Below are 4,119 nucleotides of genomic sequence, written 5' to 3'. Positions count from 1 at the left end.
CGGCACACCCGCAAGCACACCCACACTGTCACTGTCGAGAGCAACGTCACGGCCGGCGCCGAAGCTGCCCGTGCGCGCAACGTCTGCGGGCTCGACGCCGACCGACCCGGCATCAGCAGTGGTCGACAGCAGGCACACCGGCCCCGCGGTATCCAAGATGTAACCGATCCGCTCGGCCGCATGCGACGGATCCAACGGCACATACGCACCACCCGCCGCCACCACCGCATACATACCGACAACGAGGTCCAGCGACCGCGAAGCAAGCAAACCGACCAACGACTCCGGACCCACCCCCTGCGCAATCAAGTACCGCGCCAGACGGTTCACCCGACCCGCGAACTCGCCATAGGACAGACTCGTCCCCTCGAACGACACCGCCACCCGATCCGGATGCGCGGCAACCGCCCGCTCGAACCCGTCCAGCAACAACCGCTCCGAGACCACATGCTCGGTCGCGTTCCGCTCCGCCAGAATCGCGGCACGCTCGACCGGCGCCAGGATCTCCAGATCACCCACCGGCACCGAGGGGTCCGCCACGATCTCACCCAGCAACCGGACGAACCGGTCGGCGAAACCTTGCACCGTCGCGCGGTCGAACAACGCGGTCGCGTAGGTCAGGACACCGCCCAGCCCGACCGGAGTACCCGACTCGTCGTACCGGTCGCCGATGACCAGATTCAGATCGAATTGCGACAGTTCGGCATCGAATTCCACCCCGGAGACCGCCAGGCCGGGCAGCTCCAGGCTCGTCTGCGCCAGGTTCTGGAACGACAGACCCACCTGGAACAACGGGTGCCGCGCCGTCGAACGAACCGGGTTCAGTACCTCCACCAGACGTTCGAACGGGATATCGGCATGGGCCAGCGCGGTGACGTCGATTTCGCGCTGGCGAACGAGCAGATCGGTGAAGCTCTCACCCTGATCCAGCTGTGTCCGGAACACCACGGTGTTCACGAACATGCCGATCAGTTCCTCGAGCGCTTCCTCGCCTCGCCCGGCGAGCGGCGTGCCGACCGCGATATCGTCGGTGCCGGACAGCCGCGACAGCAGCACGGCGAATGCGGAATGGATCACCATGAAAACGGTCGCGTTCGCGCGCCGCGCGATATCCAGCAGCGCCGCGTGGGTCTCGGCGTCGACGTGGATATCGATCCGGCCGCCCGCGAACGACTGCACGGCCGGCCGCGGGCGGTCCATCGGCAGGTCGAGCTGATCCGGCAGTCCGGCCAGCGATGTCCGCCAGTATTCGATCTGCTTATGCGCCAGCGAGTCCGGATCGGATTCGTCGCCGAGTAGTTCACGCTGCCAGATACTGAAATCGGCGTACTGCACGGCCAGCGGCTGCCAGCCCGGCTCCACACCCGCGGCGCGGGCGGCATAGGCGGTCATCAGGTCGCGGGTCAGCGGCCCCGTCGAGGCGCCGTCGCCGGAGATATGGTGCACCACCACAGCGAGGATGTATTCGTCTGCGGCACCGTCGATTTCGAAAAGCACCACACGTAAGGGCACTTCCGCGGTGACATCGAACGGTAGCGTCAGCAATTCGATCAGCGCGGTTTCGACAGCATCCGGCGGCACGATCCGGGTTTCCAATTCGACAACCCGCCGGCCGGCTGGGAGCACCACCTGCACCGGGCCGGAGTCGGTCTCCGGGTAGTAGGTCCGCAGCACCTCGTGCCTATCGACCAGATCGCCGATCGCCGCGCGCAAGGCGGCCACATTCAACGCACCCGACAGCCGCACCGCGATCGGAATGCTGTAGGCGGCGGATTGCTCGTCGAACCGGTTCAGGAACCACATCCGCTGCTGGGCCATCGACAGCGGCACGCGTTCCGGGCGCGGCCCGGCGGTGAGCGCCCGGCGCTCGTAACCGGCACCGCTGAGCTCGGCGAGCCGTTCCGCGAAGCGGGCCACGGTCGAGGCCTCGAAAATGATCCGGGCCGGGATCCGCGCGTCCACCACGGCACCCAGCCGGGCCACCACCTGGGTCGCGATCAGCGAATTACCGCCGAGGTCGAAGAAGTTGTCATCGGCGCCGACCGGGTCGGCGGGATGCAGCAATTCGGTGAATACGGCGGCGACCTGCTTCTCCAGCCAGGTCTCCGGCTCGCGATACTCGGTGGTGCGCAGCTGCGGTTCGGGCAGTGCCCGGCGATCCAGCTTTCCGATGGGCGTCAGCGGGATCTTGTCCAGCACCGTGATACTGGCCGGAACCATGTACGCGGGCAGTCGGCTCTCGGCCAGGGCCAGCAATTCCTCGATATCGATCACCGCCCCGTCGACGGGGTGCACATAGGCGGCCAATACGGTGGCGCCGCTGGGGGGCTCGTATCCGACGGTGACCGCGAAATTCACCGATTCGTGCCCGGCCAGCACCGCGTCGATCTCGCCCAGTTCGATGCGGAAACCGCGGATCTTGACCTGGAAATCGTTGCGGCCCAAGTAGTCCATCGAGCCATCTGCCCGCCAGCGCACCAGGTCGCCGGTGCGGTAGAGCCGGGTGCCGCCGTCGTCGAACGGGTTGGCCACGAAACGCTCGGCGGTCAGGGCCGGGCGGTTGTGATATCCGCGCGCCAGTTGGATACCGGCGACATAGAGTTCGCCCGTGACTCCGGTGGGCAGTGGCCGCAGCTGTTCGTCGAGTACATATTCGGTGGCATTGCGGACCGGCGCGCCGATATCGACCGGTTCGCCCGGTTTCAACGGTTCGCTGATATTGACCAGGATCGTGGTCTCGGTAGGTCCGTACCCGTTGAAGAATTTGCGCGGATGGCCGTCCACCAGGGTTCCGGCCCACCGCCGCACCAGTTCCGGCGGGCACGCCTCGCCGCCGACGACCACCACGCGCACATCGTCCAGACCCGCCGGATCGATCGACGACAGGGCGGACGGGGTGAGGATGATATGGGTCACCCGTTCACGCCGTAGCAGTCCGGCCAGCTCGTCACCGCCGTACACGGTGGGCGCGACCACCACCAGGGTCGCCGCGGCGCCGAGGGCGATCAGCATTTCGTTGACCGAGATATCGAAGGACGGCGAGGCGAAATGCAGCAGCCCGGCGGTGGCGTCCACCAGGAACCGTTCGCACTCTTCGGCGCAGAAACCGGCCAGTCCCGCCTGGGTGACCACGACGCCCTTCGGCGTACCGGTCGACCCCGAGGTGTAGATGACATAGGCCGGGTGTTCGGCGCGCAGCGGCCGCAGCCGTTCGTCGAAGGACACCGGTTCGGCCGGATACTGCGCGAGTGCGGCGGCGGTATCCGGGCTGTCGACCGCCAGCCACTCCACCTGCTGCGGAAGCCCGGCCACCGATTCCGCCACCGACAGCCCGAACACGACACCGGAATCGGTCACCATATGGGTGATGCGGTCCGTGGGGTGGTTCACATCCACCGGCACGTAACCGGCGCCGGTTTTCGCCACCGCCCATACCGCGACCACCGAATCGATCGACCGCGGGATCCCGATCGCGACCAGATCCTCCGGGCCTATCCCGCGCGCGATGAGCAACCGGGCCAGCCGGTTGGAGCGTTCGTCCAGTTCCGCGTAGGTGAGTTGGCCGAGGGTATCGGTGGCGTCGGCATACCGGACGGCGATACCGGTCGGGTTGGTTTCCACGGCCGTGGCCATGAGCTGGGGCAGGCTGGTGAAACGGGGGCGCCGGGCGCGGGTGGGCCTAGTGCGTGCCGTTCGGGTCATCCTCGCATCACTTCCTGGAGATGGCTGCTCTGGTCACCGACAACAGAACCCATCTACCTACCTCACCTGCCGTTTCCTTGCTGCACGCCGTGCGCCCACGGGCTGCGGATACGCCGCCCGGACGCGGCGGTGGTACCGCGCATGAGGGCACGACCGACCGCTGCGGCACTCGCAGTCTTCCATCATTACATGGTCCGATGTGGCCTCGCCGTTACCACCGCAGGCCACAGCCACCCCGTGGGCGTATATGGAGCCCCCCCCGCGGGGAGGCCCGCCGGGCCCGACGCGCCCCCCGCCCCCCTGGCGCGCCCACCTGCACGATTCCCTCACCACCACCACTCTGGACCCCTGGCTCTAGTCCGGCCGACCGACCCACTCCCCCGGCCGGCCGGTGACGGCGCCCGCACAGTCGAAGCC

Annotated in this window: 1 protein-coding gene; it reads right to left on the bottom strand. The window is 67.5% G+C overall.

Annotation, left to right across the window (positions count from 1 at the left end):
• On the bottom strand, positions 1-3,702 hold a 3,702-nt coding region (locus QH195_RS22985; protein ID WP_280436962.1), incomplete at its 3' end, for an amino acid adenylation domain-containing protein.
• Positions 3,703-4,119: the final 417 nt, after the last annotated feature.

This window comes from Nocardia carnea (assembly GCF_029868855.1).
Classification (GTDB): domain Bacteria; phylum Actinomycetota; class Actinomycetes; order Mycobacteriales; family Mycobacteriaceae; genus Nocardia; species Nocardia carnea_A.
The sequence above is the reverse complement of the archived record's forward strand: the minus strand, read 5'-3'. Positions and strand labels throughout refer to the sequence as shown.